The organism is Blastococcus litoris, from assembly GCF_003075095.1.
GTDB classification, from domain to species: Bacteria; Actinomycetota; Actinomycetes; order Mycobacteriales; family Geodermatophilaceae; genus Blastococcus_B; species Blastococcus_B litoris.
This window is the reverse complement of sequence record NZ_QCZF01000010.1, coordinates 26606-41210: the sequence shown is the minus strand read 5'-3', so window position 1 is coordinate 41210 and position 14605 is coordinate 26606. Positions and strand designations below refer to the sequence as shown.

14 protein-coding genes are annotated in these 14605 nt (G+C 76.2%); 7 read left to right on the top strand and 7 right to left on the bottom strand.

Annotated features, from left to right (window positions below; translation table 11 throughout):
* Positions 1-97 precede the first annotated feature (97 nt).
* Both DCS98_RS18975 and DCS98_RS18970 read left to right on the top strand, forming a co-directional pair.
* Positions 98-733 (top strand): DUF4386 domain-containing protein, encoded by a 636-nt coding sequence (locus DCS98_RS18975; RefSeq protein WP_206340344.1) that lies wholly within the window; start codon positions 98-100, stop codon positions 731-733.
* On the top strand, positions 730-1596 hold the full coding sequence (locus tag DCS98_RS18970; protein WP_164704657.1) for an SDR family NAD(P)-dependent oxidoreductase: 867 nt from the start codon (positions 730-732) through the stop codon (positions 1594-1596). Before DCS98_RS18975 ends, DCS98_RS18970 begins: the two co-directional genes overlap by 4 nt.
* Positions 1597-1632: 36 nt before the next feature.
* On the opposite strand, the gene DCS98_RS18965 is transcribed toward DCS98_RS18970, so the two are convergent.
* From DCS98_RS18965 to DCS98_RS18955, 3 genes are all read right to left on the bottom strand, one after another.
* The gene (locus DCS98_RS18965) at positions 1633-3270 is read right to left on the bottom strand and encodes a GMC family oxidoreductase (protein WP_241038380.1); all 1638 of its coding nucleotides are present in this window, start codon (positions 3268-3270) and stop codon (positions 1633-1635) included.
* The gene (locus DCS98_RS18960; protein ID WP_116452960.1) at positions 3267-4817 is read right to left on the bottom strand and encodes an aldehyde dehydrogenase family protein; all 1551 of its coding nucleotides are present in this window, start codon (positions 4815-4817) and stop codon (positions 3267-3269) included. The genes DCS98_RS18965 and DCS98_RS18960 overlap by 4 nt, the downstream gene beginning before the upstream one ends.
* A gap of 73 nt (positions 4818-4890) precedes the next feature.
* Positions 4891-5370, bottom strand: coding sequence for an ATP-binding protein (locus DCS98_RS18955; RefSeq protein WP_241038378.1), 480 nt, complete (start codon positions 5368-5370; stop codon positions 4891-4893).
* Between the two features lie 115 nt (positions 5371-5485).
* On the opposite strand from DCS98_RS18955, the gene DCS98_RS18950 reads away from it, so the two are divergent.
* Entirely contained in the window at positions 5486-8467 is a 2982-nt protein-coding gene (locus DCS98_RS18950; RefSeq protein WP_116452958.1) for a sacsin N-terminal ATP-binding-like domain-containing protein, read from the top strand.
* 7 nt (positions 8468-8474) lie between these two features.
* Here DCS98_RS18950 and DCS98_RS18945 read toward each other — a convergent pair whose 3' ends face one another.
* Positions 8475-8843 (bottom strand): hypothetical protein, encoded by a 369-nt coding sequence (locus tag DCS98_RS18945; protein ID WP_116452957.1) that lies wholly within the window; start codon positions 8841-8843, stop codon positions 8475-8477.
* 208 nt (positions 8844-9051) lie between these two features.
* Positions 9052-9360, bottom strand: coding sequence for a hypothetical protein (locus DCS98_RS18940; RefSeq protein WP_164704656.1), 309 nt, complete (start codon positions 9358-9360; stop codon positions 9052-9054).
* 210 nt (positions 9361-9570) lie between these two features.
* Between DCS98_RS18940 and DCS98_RS18935 the strand changes: the two genes are divergently transcribed.
* The 3 genes from DCS98_RS18935 to fabG all read left to right on the top strand — a co-directional run bounded on the left by DCS98_RS18935 (position 9571) and on the right by fabG (position 12042).
* A complete protein-coding gene (locus DCS98_RS18935; protein WP_116452955.1) occupies positions 9571-9945 on the top strand; it encodes an STAS domain-containing protein in 375 nt (124 codons plus the stop codon).
* A 133-nt stretch (positions 9946-10078) separates the two neighbouring features.
* Complete coding sequence (locus tag DCS98_RS18930) at positions 10079-11293, top strand: acetyl-CoA C-acetyltransferase (protein ID WP_116452954.1); 1215 nt, start codon at positions 10079-10081, stop codon at positions 11291-11293.
* Complete coding sequence (gene fabG / locus DCS98_RS18925; RefSeq protein WP_116452953.1) at positions 11293-12042, top strand: 3-oxoacyl-ACP reductase FabG; 750 nt, start codon at positions 11293-11295, stop codon at positions 12040-12042. The genes DCS98_RS18930 and fabG overlap by 1 nt, the downstream gene beginning before the upstream one ends.
* A 50-nt stretch (positions 12043-12092) precedes the next feature.
* Here fabG and DCS98_RS18920 read toward each other — a convergent pair whose 3' ends face one another.
* Complete coding sequence (locus tag DCS98_RS18920; protein WP_116452952.1) at positions 12093-12959, bottom strand: DUF1206 domain-containing protein; 867 nt, start codon at positions 12957-12959, stop codon at positions 12093-12095.
* Between the two features lie 2 nt (positions 12960-12961).
* Positions 12962-13810: a DUF1206 domain-containing protein gene (locus DCS98_RS18915; RefSeq protein WP_116452951.1), complete on the bottom strand. Its 849-nt coding sequence runs from the start codon at positions 13808-13810 to the stop codon at positions 12962-12964.
* 100 nt (positions 13811-13910) lie between these two features.
* On the opposite strand from DCS98_RS18915, the gene DCS98_RS18910 reads away from it, so the two are divergent.
* On the top strand, positions 13911-14561 hold the full coding sequence (locus DCS98_RS18910; protein WP_116452950.1) for a hypothetical protein: 651 nt from the start codon (positions 13911-13913) through the stop codon (positions 14559-14561).
* Positions 14562-14605 lie beyond the last annotated feature (44 nt).

The window sequence follows — 14605 nt, the reverse complement described above, 5'->3', positions numbered from 1 at the left end:
TGAATCGTTCACTACATGAACGATCGGAGTCGCAATGATGGCGTCCCTCGTCCGACCGGTCAGGCCCCGCGCAGGCGGCGGGCCCCCGCTGCCCCTGGTGGCGGGTGTCGCGGCTGCCCTGGCGGTGGCGGCGGTCGTCGTCCCGCTGATCGTGGCAGGAGGCGACGCCTACCCCTCGCCCTTCGGGGACGCCGGGGTGCTGGCGGCCTACGTCGGGGCCCATCCCGACGCCCTCCGCGTCACGGCGCTGCTGCAGTTCGCCGCGTCCGTGCCGCTGGCGGTCCTCACCGCGTCCGTGGTGGCCCGGCTGCACGCCCTGGGGGTCCGAGCCGCCGGCGCGATGATCGCCCTGGTGGGAGGCGTCGCCGCCGCGACGGCGGCGGCCGTGTCGGCATGCGCACAGTGGGCGCTCTCCCGGCTGCCCGAGACGTCGGGAGAGGCGCTCCCGGGGCTGGTGCGGGACGTCGCCTTCGCCGCCGGCGGCCCCTGGTACGTGGTGGGTTCCGGCCTCCTGCTGGCGGGCATCGCGGTGACGGCCGCCTACTACGGGCTGCTGCCCCGCGTGCTGTGGATCACGGGTGTGGCGCTGGCCGTCGTCTCCGAGCTCGCCACGTTCGTCTTCGTCGCACCGGTGGCCGCCTACCTGATCCCGGTCGGGCGCTTCGGAGGACTGGCATGGCTGGTCCTGGTGGCCGTCCGGCTGCCGCGGGACCGGCACGGGAGCCGGCGGTGAGCGCGCCGACGGTCCTGGTGACCGGAGGCACCGGAGGGATCGGCGCGGTGGTGGCCACGGCGATGGCGGCGGGGGGCGCGCACCTGCTCGTCACCGGCCGCGACGGCCGCCGGGGAGAGGTCGCGGCGGACACACTGCTGGCAGCGGGGGCGTCCGGGGCGGAGTTCCTGGCGGTCGACCACGCCGACGTCGCCCGGACAGCCGCGCTCGGCCGCTCGCTCACCGCCCGCCTGGGGCGTCTGGACGTGCTGGTCGCCAACGCCGGCGTGATGCCGGCGCACCGGATCCGCACGCCGGAGGGGCTCGACGTCGAGATCGCGGTGGACGTCGTGGGCGTGGTCGCCCTCGTCGACGCCCTGCGTCCCCTGCTGCACGCCGCGCCGGCCGGCCGCGTGGTGCTGGTGATCTCCGGTGCTGCGCTCCACGGCAGCCCTCCGGCGCTCGAGGACGACCCGTGGGGGGAGGCTCCGGGCGCGACGATGCGGTCCTACGCGCGCGCCAAGCGCGCCAAGCTCGCCCTCGCCGCCGGGCTCGCCGTAGAAGAGGGCGGTTCCGGTGTGGTCGTCCACGCAGCAGCCCCCGGCCCGGCGTGGACCCCGATGACCCGGTCCCTCGACCGGCACGCGCTCGGCATGAGCCCTCCGGCCTGGTGGATGGTCCGGGCAGTCCAGCGCCTGGGCTCGCCCGCTCGCGCGGCCCGGTGCGTGGTGGCCGCCGCGACCGGCCCCGACCACGCCTCGCCGGGTGGTCTGCTGGTCGGCGCCCGTGGCGCTCGCGCGATCCCCGTCCGCCGGGAGGAGGCGGCCTCCGTCCTCAGCCGCGCGCGGGCGATGGCCCGCGCGGCCGGGCAGGCCCACGGCTGACAGGGGCCACCGTGGCCACGATGGCCCCTGTCCGGGTCAGAGGGCGGCGGCGAGTGCGGGGTCGACGGAGCGGCCGAGGATCAGGTCCGCGGCGCGCTCGGCGATCATGATCGTCGGAGCGTTGGTGTTGCCCCGCACCAGCGTCGGCATCACCGAGGCGTCGGCGACCCGCAGGCCCTCGATGCCGCGGACGCGCAGCTGCGAGTCGACGACCGCCTGGTCGTCGACGCCCATCCGGCAGGACGACACCGGGTGGTACAGCGACTCGAGGGTCTCCTTGACCTTGGCGCGCAGCGCCTCGCGGCCCTGCACGTCCCTGCCCGGCGACCACTCGCCGGCCAGGACCGAGGTGAGCGGCCCGACGCCGGCGATGTCGCGCGCCTTCTCCACGCCGGTCACCAGCGCCTCGAGGTCGCGCTCGTCGGTGAGGTAGCCGGCGTCGATCGACGGCGCCCAGGACGGGTCGGCCGACCGCAGCCGCACCGACCCGCGCGAGTGCACGTGCACCAGGACGACCAGCGTGCTGAACGCCTCGACGTCCGGGTCGATCTCCGCCTGCTTCCAGAACTTCACCGGCAGGAAGTGGTACTGCAGGTCGGGCTCGGCCAGCTCGGGGGAGGAGCGCGTGAACAGCCCGGCCTCGGCGAGGTTGGAGGTCAGCGGGCCGCGCCCGGCCGCCTTCCACCGCGCCAGGTTGAGCGGCGTCTCGGCCAGCCGCAGCGACCTGCCCGAGCGCACGTCGTAGACCATCGGCACCAGCGGGTGGTCCTGCAGCCCGCCGCCCACGCCCGGCAGGTCGTGGACGACCTCGACGCCGACCTCGCGCAGGTGGTCCGCGGGCCCGATGCCCGAGAGCATCAGCAGCTGCGGCGAGTTGATCGCGCCGCCGGAGAGCACGACCTCGCGGGCGGCGCGCACGGTGTGCACCCGGCCGCCGGCGCGGTACTCGACGCCGGTCGCCCGGCCGTTCTGGACCAGCACGCGCGTGGTGAGGGCGCCGGTCCGCACCGTCAGGTTGGGACGCCGCTCGGCCGGGTGCAGGTAGGCGGCGGCCGACGACCAGCGGCGGCCGCGCTTCTGCGTCACCTGGTACTGGCCGACGCCCTCCTGGGTCTCGCCGTTGAAGTCGTCGTTGCGCGGGTAGCCGGCGGCGACCGCCGACTGCACGACGGCGCGGGTCCACGGGTGCGGCGACCGGAGGTCCTCGACCCGCAGGGGGCCGCCGACGCCGTGGAAGCGGTCGGCGCCGCGCTCGTTGTCCTCCATGCGGCGGAACAGCGGCAGCACGTGGTCGTAGGACCAGGCCTTGTCGCCGGTGAGCTCGGCCCACTCGTCGTAGTCGGCCCGCGCCCCGCGCATGTAGATCATCGCGTTGATCGACGACGAGCCGCCCAGCAGCTTGCCGCGCGGCCAGAACAGCTTGCGGCCGTCGAGGCCCGGCTGCGGCTCGGTCGTGTAGTTCCAGTCCAGCCGGGTGCGCCAGGTCTTGTAGAGCCCGGCCGGGATCTGCACCTCGAGGACGTCGTCGCTGCCGCCCGCCTCGAGCAGCAGGACCCGCAGCGTCGGGTCCTCCGACAGCCGGCCGGCCAGCGCGCAGCCGGCGGAGCCCGCGCCGACGACGACGACGTCGTACTCGGCTGCCTCGTCCACCCGCCCGGCCCGACCCTGCGTCACCGGTGCCGTCCGTGGATCATGCCCATGACCCGGGCGACCGCGTCGGTGGCCGACGCCGGGCGGCTGAAGCTCATCAGGTTGACCGGCAGCGCGTACTTCTGGCGGGTGATGGCCTTGGCGCGGGTGAACTCCTTGAGCCCGTCCTCGCCGTGGATCCGGCCGAAGCCGCTCTCGCCGACGCCGCCGAAGGGCAGCGCGGGCACGGAGGCGAAGGTGAGCACCGAGTTCACCGACGTCATGCCGCTGCGCATCCGGCGGGCCAGCTCCAGGCCGCGTGCCTTCGACTTCGTGAAGACCGAGCCGGCCAGGCCGTAGGACGTCGCGTTGGCCCGCTCGAGGGCCTCCTCGGCGTCGCGCACCTTCGTGATCGCCAGCGTCGGCCCGAAGGTCTCCTCCTGGATGGCGGGGGAGTCCTCGGGGACGTCGAGCAGCACCGCCGGCGCGAGGAAGTTCTCGCTGGGGAAGAGGTTCGGGTCGGCCTCGCCCCGTACCACGCGGCCGTTGGCGGCGGCGTCGGAGACGTGCCGGCGGACGATGTCGCCCTGCGAGGCCATGGTCATCGGCCCGTAGGTCGCCTCGTCGTCCGAGCCCGGGCGGAGCCTGCGCACCTGCTCGGTCACCTCGGCGACGAACCTGTCGTAGACGGCGCTGGTCGCGTAGACCCGCTCGATGCCGATGCAGGTCTGCCCGGCGTTGCTCATCGCGCCCCACACGGCGGCGTCGGCGGCGGCCACCACGTCGGCGTCGTCGTCGACGATCATCGCGTCCTTGCCGCCGAGCTCCATGAGCACCGGGGTGAGCGTCTCGGCGCAGGTGGCCATGACCTTGCGGCCGGTCGGGGCCGAGCCGGTGAAGGCGAGCTTGCCGACGCGGGCCCGGCACAGCGCGGCGCCGGTCTCGCCGTAGCCGGTGACGACCTGGAACGCGTCCTCGCAGTCGGGGACGGCGGCCCGCCATGCAGCAGCGAGCCACGCCCCGACGGCCGGCGTGTACTCCGAGGGCTTGAAGACGACGGCGTTGCCGGCCGCGAGCGCGTAGGCGATCGAGCCCATCGGCGTGAACACCGGGTAGTTCCACGGGCCGATGACGCCGACGACGCCCAGCGGCTGGTACTCGAGGTAGGCGGCGTGGTTGGCCGCGAGCATCCCGGCCTTCACCCGGCGGGGGCCGAGGGTCTTCCGGGCGTGCGCGCCGGCCCAGGCGAGGTGGTCGACGGCGAGCGTGATCTCGAGGATCGCGTCGGCGTGCGGCTTGCCGTTCTCGCGGTGCACGAGGTCGGCGAGCTCGTTCATCCGCCGGGCGAGGTAGCCGCGGTAGGCCGCCAGCCGCGCCCTGCGCCCGTCGAAGCCGAGCTCGGCCCACCGTGCGGCGGCGGTGCGGGCCCGCGCGACGGTCTCCTCGACGGCCTCGGTGTCGTGCACCGGGAAGACGCCGACGACCGCACCGGAGGCGGGGTTCGTCGACTCGAACGTCTGGGTGGTGGCGTGGCGGTCCACCGTGCCGGCGGAGGCGTCGGTGACGGTGTCCATCTGCTCGACGAGCGACATGTGGCGCAGGTTACCTGCGAGTCACTTACCGCGGCACGGGGAGACCCGGGCGGGGGACGGGGCGGCGGGCGGGTCAGCCCTCGACGGCTTCGATCTCGGCCCAGACCGTCTTGGTGCCGCGCTCGACGAACCAGCCGTGCCGCTGCGAGAGGTCGGCGACCAGGTAGAGGCCGAAGCCGCCGAGCCCCGGGTCGCGGCCCACCGCCGGGGTCGGCGGGACCTCGGTGGAGGAGTCGCTGACCGCCAGCAGCCAGCGGTCACCGGTCCGGCTGAGCGCGGTGGCGACGGGCGCGCCGCCGTGCCGGAGGGCGTTGGAGGTGAGCTCGTCGGCGATCAGCACGAGCCGCTCCGACCAGTGCTCGCGCTCGGGGTGCACCACGGTCGGGCTGCCGGTCAGCGACCGGCGCAGCCGGGCACGCAGCTTCGCCAGCTCCGAGAGCGAGTGCAGCTCCTCGCACCAGAGCTCGCGGAAGCCGAACGGGGACGGCGCCGACTCCCAGAGCGCCACGGTCACCGCCTCGCCGGCCGGGCCCCGCGCAGGGGCGTGTGCCACGCCCGGGCCCGGGCGTGGTCTCCCCAGCCGGTGCCCGCTCCCCGGACAGCCGAACCCCGCTGTCACCCCATAGTTGGAGAACGTCAGGAGTCGCCGGATCAGGAAGGCTCACCCCGTGGAGACAACGCCCGCCGGCGACCCGTTCGGCACCGCTGCGATCCGGCGGCGGGTCCTGGACGCGTGGTCGGCCGATCCGGCCCGTTTCCGCGAGGACGCGAACGCCGAGGAGGACCTGGTCCACGGCGGCTACCGCGACAGGTTGGTCGTCGAGCTGGCGCAGAACGCGGCGGACGCCGCCGTCCGCGCCGGGGTGCCGGGCAGGCTGCGGCTGGAGCTCTCCGACGCCACGCTGCGGGCGGCCAACACGGGGGCACCGCTCGACGCGGCCGGCGTCCAGGGTCTGGCCACGTTGCGGGCCTCGGCGAAGCGGGACGAGGCGGCGGCCGTCGGGCGCTTCGGGGTCGGGTTCTCCGCCGTGCTCGCCGTGACCGACGAGCCGGCCGTGCTGTCGGGTGCCGGCGGGGTGCGCTTCGCGGCCGACCTGACCCGGGCGGAGGTCGCTGCCGTGCCCGCGCTCGCCGACGAGGTGGCGCGCCGGGACGGCGCGGTGCCGGTGCTGCGGCTGCCCTGGCCGGCCGAGGGCTCGCCGCCGGAGGGCTTCGCCACGGAGGTGGTGCTGCCGCTGCGCGCCGGGGCGGAGCCGCTGGTCGCCCGGGCCCTCGAGGACCTGCCGGCGGAGCTGCTGCTCGCCCTGCCGGGCCTGGCGGAGGTCGAGGTGGTGTCCGGCGGCCGGCGCCGGGAGCTGCGCATCGAGCGATCCGGCGGGTCGGCCCGGATCAGCGACGGCGCCGCGGCGACGACGTGGGCGGTGGCGGAGCGGACCGGCGAGCTGCCGGCCGACCTGGTCGCCCACCGGCCGGTGGAGGAGCGGACGCGCCGGGCCTGGGCCGTGACGGCGGCGGTGCCCATGGACGAGGAGGGCCGGCCGCGGCCGCTGCCGGGCGCGCAGGTCGTGCACGCGCCGACGCCGAGCGACGAGCCGCTGTCGCTGCCCCTGAGGCTGATCGCGCCCTTCCCGCTCGCCCCCGACCGCCGCCACGTCGCGCCGGGCGCGGTCACCGACGCCCTGGTCGACGCGGCCGCCGCGACGGTCGCCGACCTGCTGACCGCGCTGCCGGCGGATCCCGCCGTCCTGGCGCTCGTGCCGCGGGTGGGCCTGGCCGGCGCGCCGCTGGACGCCGCCCTGTGCGCCGCGGTGCTCGACCGGCTGCGGACGGCGGCCTGGCTGCCCGTGGCGGCCGACCCCGCGGCCCGCCAGCCCGCCGACCGCGCGAGTGCACTCGACGACCCGACCGACGAGCGGGTCGCGGCGCTGCGGGACGTCGTGCCCGGGCTCCTCCCGGCCGCCTGGTCGCGGCGCCCCGACGGTCGTGTCCTCGCCGCGCTCGGCGTCCGGCGGGTCGGGACGGCGGAGGCGGTGGAGGCGGTCCGCGGGGTGGACCGGCCGCCGTCCTGGTGGGCCGCGCTCTACACCGCCCTGGACGGCGCCGACCGGGAGGAGCTGGCCGCGCTGCCGGTGCCGCTCGCCGACGGCCGCATGGCGCACGGGCCGGCAGGGGTGCTGCTGCCGGACGAGGGCCTGCCGGTGCGCCGGCTCGGTGCCCTCGGGCTGCGGCTGGCCGAGCCGGACGCGGTGGCCCCGGCCCCGGCCCGGCGGCTGCTGGAGCGCCTCGGCGCCCGGCCGGCGACCGCGCCCGCCGTCCTCGCGGACCCGGACGTGCGCGCCGCCGTCGAGGGGTCGATGGACGCCCTGGAGGACGCGCTGGACGGCACACCCGACCCGGAGGACCTCGCCGCGGCGGTGCTCGCGCTCGTCGCGGCGGCCCGGCCGGCGGTGGGGGAGCTGCCGTGGCTGGCCGAACTGGCGCTGCCCGACGAGGACGGCGGCTGGGCGCCCGCCGGGGAGCTCGTGCTGCCGGGGTCGGCGCTGGCCGGGGTCCTCGCCGAGGGGGCGCTCGGGGTGCTGGACCCCCGGACGGCGGCGACCACCGACCCGGACGTGCTGCGGGCAGTCGGCGTCCTGGCCACCTTCGCGCTCGTGCGCGCCGACGACCCCGACGAGCTCGACGTGGACGGCGCCGAGGCGTGGGTGGACGCCGTCCTCGACCGGCTCCCGCACGACGCGGCGCCACCCGCGTGGCCCGCCGTGACCGCCGTCCGCGACCTCGAGCTGGTCACCGACTGGGACAGGGCGCTGCCGCTGGTCGCGGCATTGCCGGCGGAGGCGTGGACCGACGTCGTCCTCGACGGCGTCGCGGTGCCGGGCTACCTGCGCTGGTGGCTGTCCACCCACCCGGTGCTGGCCGGCCGGCGTCCCGACCGGCTCCGGCACCCCGACGGCGCGGAGCTACAGGGACTGTACGAACCCGGGCGCGGCCCGTCCGGGCTCCTCGCCCTGCTCCGCCCGCCGTCCACGGTCGGCGACGTCCTCGCCGACGTGGACGGCGCGATCGACCTGCTCGACCGGCTCGGCGACCCTGCCCTGACCGTCCGCCCCGACGTCCTCCGCACCGTCTACGCACGCCTGGTGGAGGCGCTCGACGGCATCGACGTCGACCCACCGGACCGGGTGCGGGTCGCGCCGGACCGCGTGGTCGAGGACGCCGTGGTGCTGGACGCGCCGTGGTTGCAGTCACTGGTACGAGCGCCGGTCGTCCCCGCCGGCGGTGCGCCCGGCGCGGTGGCGGACCTGCTCGACCTGCCGCTGGCGAGCGAGGTCGTGCGGGGTGCGCCCAGCGGCGCAGGGGAGCGGCGCCCGTGGGCGGCCGTGCCCGGAGCCGGGCTGGCTGCGGCGCGGCTCGGGGTCGACCGCCTGGCCGGCGACGTCGTCGTCCACGAGCGGCTGGTGGTCGACGGGCGGCCGGTCGCGTGGTGGCCGGGCGGGGACGCCGACCACGTGGACGGCACCCCCGGGGGGCTGGGCCGCGCCCTGGCGTGGCGGGCCGGGGCGTGGTCGAGCCGCCAGGCGCTGGCCGAGGCCTTCGCGCACCCCGACCGCGCCCTCGACCTGGCGGCCGAGGACGCGGTCGGGGGCTGAGCAGGGGCTACTGGCCCCAGCGCGGGATCGCGGCCGCGCCGGGGGCGTGACCGTGGGTGGACGGACGTCCGCCGCGCCGCCCCGCCGGCGCACCCGGTCCCGGCGCACGGGACGTGGCGCGCCAGCACTCGAAGAGCGAGCGCCACTGCGCCGCGGTCAGCGCTGTCGGCCGGGTGGTCGGCGGCAGACCCTCCTGGCGGAGCCAGCGGACGCCGGCGGTGCCGGGCAGCTGGGCGCGCAGCAGCGCACCGAGCGGGGCGCTCGCCGAGGCGAGCACCGCGCCGGCGAGCCGGTCGAACGCCGCGGTGTCGGACTCGGGCAGGGCGGCGCGCGCGGCGGCCGCGGGGCCGTCGCTGACAGGGGTGGGACGTGACACGGGGTACCTCCGGGAGAAGGTCGCACGGGTGCCCGGGGACGCCGGAGCAGCCCGGCCGGGCGGGGGGAGAGCGCACCCGGAGAGGTCACGGGTGCTGACGGCGGGCGGCTCGGGCCGCTCCGCGGGGGCGTCGACTCAGACGGTGCGCGTGCGCACGGAGTACCGCATGCAGGGAAGGCTAGGGACGGCGCGCGGAGGCGTCGACCGATTAACCGGCCTGCTCCCCCTGGTCTGCGTTCTTCGCCTCCTGGCGGGCCCGGTGCGCCTCCCACTTCACGCGGTCGCGCTCCCGGGCGGCCGCGCCCCGCTCCCACTTCTCCTTGCGCCGGCGGGCGCGCTCGAGCTCCCGCTCCTCGAAGGTCGAGTGCCGGTCCCAGTCGCCGGCCAGGCCGGCGATCACCGCGACGGTGACCAGCATGATCGCCACGAAGGTGGCGATCACCGGGTCGAGGAGCAGGAAGGCCGCGAGCGATCCGGCCACCGCCACCGCGCCGCCCAGGGCCCACCGTCTCGTCACGCCGCCCAGTATCCGCCGTCCGGTGATGCGTCCGCGGATCTCCCGGTGTGACGGGTGGGACACGAGCGGGGGTGCAAGCCTTGCGGTGCGCGAGCGAGATCCCTACCGTCAGGGGCAGCGGTTCAACAGTCAGCCGTCTCGCCAGTTCCGCTGCCTCCACCTCGGAGACCCCGTCGCTGGTCCGGTTTCACCGCCTCGAGAGGCATCTCCGTGACCGCTTCCTCGCTCGAACCCACCACCGCCGACCTCGTGTCGGTCGACGTCTCCGGCTCCGGCACGTCCGTCTGCGTCACCGCGGCCGGTGAGGTCGACTCGACCTCGGCGCCGGTCCTGCGCCAGCAGCTCGACGCCCTCCTCGACGACGGCGTCCGCGAGCTCACCGTCGACCTGGGCCAGGTCACCTTCCTCGACTCCGCCGGCCTGTGCGTCCTCGCCGCGGCCCACCGCCGGGCCGTGCGCCAGGACGTGACGATGCGGGTGCTGGCCTCGTCGCGGGCGGTCATCCGCCCGCTCCAGATCACCGGCCTCTGGGAGCTGCTCAAGGCCGAGCGCGTCGAGGACACCCCCGCGCAGGGCGTCGCCTGACCTCTCCGCCCGCACCTCCCCACCCCTGCTGACCGGGCCGCTCGCGCGGCCGCGTGCCCGCAGGGGCAGACTCGGTGCCGCCGTCCCCGGCTGACGGGGCGGCGCTCGGTCGAGAGGTTCAGGGAGGACCACCGTGCGAGATGCGGTCATCTGCGAGCCGCTGCGGACCCCGGTCGGGGGCTTCGGCGGATCGCTGCGGGACGTGCCGGTGCAGGAGCTCGCCGCGACGGTGATCCGCGCGCTGATGGAGCGCACCGGCCTGCCGCCGGAGTCGGTGGAGGACGTCCTCCTCGGCCACTGCTACCCGACGATGGACGCCCCCGCGATCGGCCGCGTCGCCGCCCTGGACGCCGGGCTCCCGGTGACCGCCTCCGGGCTGCAGATCGACCGGCGCTGCGGCTCGGGCCTGCAAGCGGTGCTCTACGGCGCGATGCAGGTCCAGTCCGGCGCCTCGGACCTGGTGCTGGCCGGTGGCGCGGAGTCGATGAGCAACGCGCCCTTCTACTCGACGGCGATGCGCTGGGGCGTCAAGGCCGGCCCCGGCGTCCTGCTGCAGGACGGCCTGGCCCGCGGCCGGGTCACCGCCGGCGGCCAGAACCACCCGGTGCCCGGCGGGATGCTGGAGACGGCGGAGAACCTGCGCCGGGAGTACAAGATCGGTCGCGAGGAGCAGGACGAGTACTCCGTGCGCAGCCACCAGCGCGCGGCCGCGGCCACCGAGGCCGGCCGGTTCGCCGACGAGATCGTGCCCGTCACGGTGAAGGGCCGGAAGTCCGAGACCGTCGTCGACCGGGACGAGCACATCCGGCCCGACTCGAACGTCGAGACCCTCGCCAAGCTGCGCCCGATCATGGGCAAGGACGACCCGGAGGCCACCGTCACCGCCGGCAACGCCAGCGGGCAGAACGACGGCGCCGCGATCGCGGTCGTCACCACCCCCGAGAAGGCGGCCGAGCTGGGGCTGCGGCCGCTGGCCCGGCTCGTGTCCTGGGGCGTGGCCGGGGTGCCGCCGAAGACGATGGGCATCGGCCCCGTGCCGGCGACGGCGAAGGCGCTGGCGCTGGCCGACCTGAAGCTCTCCGACATCGACCTGATCGAGCTCAACGAGGCGTTCGCGTCGCAGGTGCTCGCGGTCGCCCGGGAGTGGGGTTTCACCGCCGGCGACTGGGAGCGCACCAACGTCAACGGCTCGGGCATCTCGCTCGGCCACCCGGTCGGCGCGACCGGCGGGCGCATCCTCGCCACGCTGCTGCGCGAGATGGACCGGCGCGAGGCCCGCTACGGCCTGGAGACCATGTGCATCGGCGGCGGCCAGGGCCTGGCCGCCGTCTTCGAGCGGGTCGCCTGATGGCCCGCGTCGCGATCGTCACCGGGGCCGCTCGCGGCATCGGCGCCGCCACGGCGCAGCGGCTGGCCGCCGACGGGTTCGACGTCGCCGTCCTCGACCTGTCCGAGGACGACGCCCGCGCCACCGTCGAGGCGATCGAGGCCGCCGGTGGCCGCGCGCTGGCGGTGGGCGCCGACGTCGGCGACGCCGACCAGGTGCAGGCCGCCGTCGACCGGATCGCCGCCGAGCTGGGCCCGCCGGTCGTGCTGGTGAACAACGCCGGGGTCACCCGCGACAACCTGCTGTTCAAGATGTCCGACGCCGACTGGGACCTGGTCATGCACGTGCACCTGCGCGGGTCGTTCCTGATGACCCGCGCGGCGCAGAAGCACATGATCGACGCGACGTGGGGCCGGATCGTCAACCTGTCGAGCACCTCGGCCCTGGGCAACCGCGGCCAGGCGAACTACGCCACGGCCAAGGCGGGTCTGCAGGGCTTCACCAAGACCCTCGCGATCGAGCTCGGCAAGTTCGGGGTCACCGCCAACGCGATCGCGCCGGGCTTCATCCAGACCGAGATGACCAGGGCGACCGCCGAGCGCATCGGCGAGGAGTGGGAGTCCTACGTGGCCAAGCGCGCGGCGGCCATCCCGGTCGCCCGCGCCGGCGTGCCCGAGGACATCGCCCACACGGTGTCGTTCTTCGTCAGCGAGGGCGCCGGGTTCGTCTCCGGCCAGGTGGTCTACGTCGCCGGTGGCCCGCGCACCTAGGGGTCTCCGACGCTCGTGCTCTGCCCACCGGGGTGGGCAGAGCACGAGCGTCACGACGACGGGTCCCGGTCGGGGTAGCGTGCCCGCGCGAGCGCGTAGCCGCCGAAGGCCGCGAACCCCACCGCCACGGCGGTGAGCAGCCACGGCCCGGCCTGGACGCCGGCGATGGCGGTCATGGCGCCGTCCAGACCCGTGGCGGTCGAGACGTCCGACGACGCGGCGGCACGCCAGAGCAGGACGCCGACCAGCCCGAAGGCGATGCCCTTCGCGACGTAGCCGATCCGGCCGATCGTCTCGATCAGCGGCTCCCAGCGGTCGGGGGCGGCCGGCAGGTCGATGTCGCGCATGAAGCCGCCGGTGAGCCCGCGCACCAGCGTGTAGACACCGACGGCCACGACCCCCGCCGCGGCGACGACGACCACCGCGGCGCCCCCGGGGATCTCCAGCGCGTCGTCGGTGAGGTCGGCCAGCCGCTCGTCGGCCTCGTACTCCAGCCCGACGGCGAACAGCAGCGCGGTGAGCCCGAGAACCGCGTAGACGACCGCCTTGGCCAGGCACTTGGCGCAGACGACGGCGGTTCGCGTGCGGTGCGTCCGGCCGAGGAGCCCCCGCCACCACAGCAGGACCTCACCGGCCTGCCAGAGCGCCAGCGACAGCATCCCGAGCCCGACCAGCCAGAGCAGCACCCGCCCGCCCGGTCCGGTCGCGACCGTCTGCAGGGCCCCGGTCTGGTCGGCGTCCGCCCCCCGCAGACCCCAGGCGAGCCGGACCGCCAGCCACGCGATGAGGAGGTGCATCGCGCCGTAGGCGACGAGTCCGACGCGGGCGACGTGGGTGAGGACCGGGTGGTCGGTGACGGTGCGGGCGCGTTCGACGACCTCGTGCACCCGGTCGAGCAGCGAGCGGGCCGAGGGCACCCCTACGTCCGCTCGGGGTAGCGCGCCCGGGCGAGGCAGAAGGCGCCGAACGCCGCGACGCCCACCGCGACGAGGGTGAGCAGGATCTGGCCGAAGGGGAGGGCGAGGATCGCGTGCATCGCCCCGTCCAGGCCCGTCGCCTTGTCCGGGTCGAAGGTGACCGCCGCCCAGATCAGCAGGACGCCGACGGCCGCGAGCGCGACGCCCTTGCCGGGGAAGCCGACCTGGCCCAGCCGCGTGACCAGGCGGAGCGCCGCGGGTGAGGCCTCGGAGGTGTCGATCTCCTTGAGGAAGTGCTTGGTGAACCCCTTGCGGACGTGCCAGGCGCCGACGCCGATCAGCACCAGGCCCGCGGCTCCCACGAGCCACTGCCCGGCGGGCCAGCCGAACACGCCGGCGGTGGTCTGCTGCTGCGACTGGGAGCTGGAGGTCCCGCTGCCCGTCGCGAACTTGATCGCCAGCACGGCGAGCGCCCCGTAGACGACCGCCTTGACCAGCGCCCGGCCCGACCTGCGCAGGGCCTTGGTCCGCGCCTTGCCGGAGGCCGACCAGCCGCTGCGCCAGCGGAGGATCTCGGCCGCCTGCCACGCGGCCAGCGCGATCAGGCCGAGGGCGACGACCCACAGCAGCGGCTTGCCGACCGGCGACTCGGCGAGGGTGGCCATCGCACCGGACTGGTCGGCCGACTGGCCGCCCCCGCCCCAGGCGAGCTGCAGCGCCAGCCACGCCACCAGCAGGTGGACCACGCCGTAGGCCAGGAGGCCGACACGGGCCAGGTGCTCCAGCGCGTCGCCGTTCCCGGCCTTCCGGGCTCCCCGCAGCGCCGAACCCGCCACACTCTCCGCACTCATGACCGGCTCCTCCGACCCTGCGACGCCAACGGCTCAGCGTGGCACAGGGCACGGTGCCCGGCCTGCGGAGCGACGGGCGCGCGTGAGGGACACTGGGCGGGTGGCGAACGGAATCCTGACCGGCAGCACCGAGTCGATGGCTCCCGAGCTGGCCCGGCGGACGTGGCCGCGCTGGGTGGCCCTCGGCGTGGGGATGCTCGTCGTGGCGGTCACCGCCGTCCTGTGGGACGCCGCCGGGGCGCGGCTGCTACTCGGCGCGGTCGGCGCCTTCCTCGTGGTCCGCGGGACGCTGCTGCTGCGCGGGGCTCGGGCGGCGGCGGCAGAGCTGGCGGCCGGCGCGCGCGGGCTCGGTGCCGTGGCGACCGCCGCCGGCGCCGGCGCGCTCGTCGTCGCCCTGGTGTCGGAGTCCGCGGCGGCCGGCGTGCTGCTCGTCGCCGTCCCGGTGCTGCTCCTGCTGGGAGGTGTCGTGCTGCTCGGCCGCGGCGGCGGCCTCCGGCGCGGGGGGCAGGCGCTGCTCGTCTGGGCCGTGCTGATCAGCGGGCTGCTGGTCGTCACCGGCCTCGGGCAGAGCTGGGACCGGGCGGCCGACGTCGCCACGGTGATCGCCGCCCTCGTCGTCGCCGTCCTCGCCGTGCCGGTGCTGGTCGGTGCCGCCGGGCTGCGCACGGTCGCCGCGCGACCGGTGCCCACGCGCACGATCTCCTCCGCGTGCGCCGGCTGCGCCTGCGGCGCCGGCGGTTGCGGGGCCTGACCCGCTCCCGGAGTGGTTGCCGCCGGCGACCCCGGGGCACCGTG